The organism is Hymenobacter crusticola (assembly GCF_002154225.1).
GTDB classification, from domain to species: Bacteria; Bacteroidota; Bacteroidia; order Cytophagales; family Hymenobacteraceae; genus Hymenobacter; species Hymenobacter crusticola.
Window position 1 is genome coordinate 1 of record NZ_MTSE01000087.1, and the last position, 2,264, is coordinate 2,264.

Annotated in this window: 1 protein-coding gene; it reads right to left on the bottom strand. The window is 55.7% G+C overall.

Annotation, left to right across the window (positions count from 1 at the left end):
- Positions 1-445: DUF2256 domain-containing protein (locus BXP70_RS29785; RefSeq protein WP_143436785.1), on the bottom strand; the 445-nt coding region annotated here is incomplete at its 3' end.
- Positions 446-2,264 lie beyond the last annotated feature (1,819 nt).

Here is a 2,264-nt window from a genome sequence, read left to right on the forward strand (position 1 = left end):
ACTGTTGAATCTGGGCTGCTTCGAATTGCTTTTGCCGCTCCAGCACGTGAGCTACCGTCTGCGTGAGCTGCTGCACTTGTGCTGCTAGATTTTGCGTCACGGCCAGGTATTCCGCGGTTTGGCTGAGCGCGTTGGCGCCTAACGCCCCAACGCCTGCTGCCAGGGCTGTCTGCTGAAAGGTGAGTCCGATGCCACTCCCACCGCTAGCGCTCGCCGCGACGGCTGACGGCGTGCGGCCCAAGCCTTTCGCCCGGCGCCGTGCCCGGACTTTTTTGGATTCGAGTGGATGTGCCCGCCCCGTCCGCTCATTGGAGGCAGCCACGCGACAGGCACTGCTGCAATATTTCTGTACCCAACGCCGCCGGGGCGTGTACGGTTGCTGGCAATACGTACAGGTGTTCGGGGAAGTAGCAGCAGCACTGGAGAGGGGAATAACGGTGGCCATCAGAAAAAGCTTCGTACGTGTTGTTCGCAATTGCTGGCAACATTCGCACCAGCTTTATAGCTGCCTTAATACTCCCTGAAAAGCGGTGCTATCTGCTTAACGATTGGGTAACGAGCTCTTGGCGTATTCCCGCGAACACCCGGTAGCGGACAACGCCCGCCTACTTCCTAAAGTAGGAAGCATAGCGTAGTGGCCCATTCCGTAACCCTTAGCACTAGCACAACGCCTACTTTCTGAGGCCTGGTAATCAACGGGTTGTCAGCCTATACCTCCACAAGCCTAGCCGTCGCTTGCGGCTGCTTTTCGGCTTTAATAGGCGATCTTGCTGACGCGATTGACGTGAAGTCTAGGAGCGAATGGGGGCTATCCGCGGAAGTCCTCCTTCGGTTCAAATGCTAGTAGTGAGCAGTAGGATGACGACAGGAGCCTTAATTAATTCGTTACGTGTTGTTTGCAATTGCAGCCAATTACCAAGACGCAGATAAGTCGTTACGAGCTGATCAGCCGTCTGCTGGTGGCAAAGGGTAATAGGAGCCGACAGAGCAGAAGGGCCAACAGGAGAGAACAGACCGCTCGTTCGCAGCAACAGGAGCATAAAATAACATCGCTGCTCGCTTCCAGCGTGTTGTTGGACCGCTTAACCAGCTAGCGGCACCTTGGCGGCGTTTTGTCCAGTGGAAGGAAGGCTCGTATAGGCCAAGAGCATGAGGGTCTGTGCTGTCTACGCTTTACCGAAGGACCTACTCTCGCTCTAGGCATTGTTTGCAATTGCTGTATACCCGTTGCACCTGAAATAAGGTAGGATAGCAGAACCGCATACTACCTGTTCTTCCCCTTTTGGCGGAAGGATACTGCTCCACCAGTTCATTCGCAGCGCTCGGATGCCACTTACCGCTTCGAAACTGTACGTCTAGCCGGTGTAAGCTGCTCCACCTACCCGGCTAGGGGTCGTTCACCTGTTCCGTAGTAAGCTTAGCCGAAGCCTGATTTCCGTACGATTCGCCAAGCCCTTCCCGTTTACGGAACTCCCCTTACGGCCGACCCTGTTCTCGCCCCTAGCAAGCTAGGCGACGAGCAGTCAGGTACCTATAGCGGGAGGTTTTCGTGGCTAAATAGCCCTCATAACCACTGAAGGTGAGATTTTGGCGGGTAAGTGCCCTAGTGGGAAGCGACTCACTAACCTGCTGGATCACCTGATGCCCCCCTGCCATTCGTAATAATTTTTTATCAACTAGCGTGCGGAGCGGTAGCGCCTAGCGAAGCTAGTAAGTGTTGTTGGCAATTGTAACCAACGACGGATGTGGTACGCCTGCCCTTGATTTGGGTGTGGTTAAATAACTCGGGCAAAACCGCCAACTCGGGCGCATCGTTGCCCGATTTCTATCGCCAGCGCCCTATCTATCCATACTTTACCAATCCCGCAGGCAAAACGATCGGGTCAACGTTCGTTCTGGCTATCTCCTTTTAGTGGTCCTCAGGGGCGTGTCAGACGATCGGGTTTTTACTGCTTTTACCACGTTTTGGCCCCTGATCACCAGCGCCCAAACCCGTTGGCCACGCACGCGGAGGCTTTACCCGATTTGTTTCACCACACCCACCCTTTGGAAAGACCCTTTCCGTGGAGTGGTCGAACTCGAAACCAGTGGGGAAAGGGGCTGTAGGAGCCGTTTTAGCCGCTGGCCCCGGCTTGCGGCCGCTTTTCCGGTCGTTGCGCCACGTTCGGCAACCGCCACGGGAGGAATAGCCCACCCGCTTTACCCGCTGGCGAGCAACCCAGGGGGCTCCCGTTCTTCCTGGGTGACCTCGACGTAGCTGATTT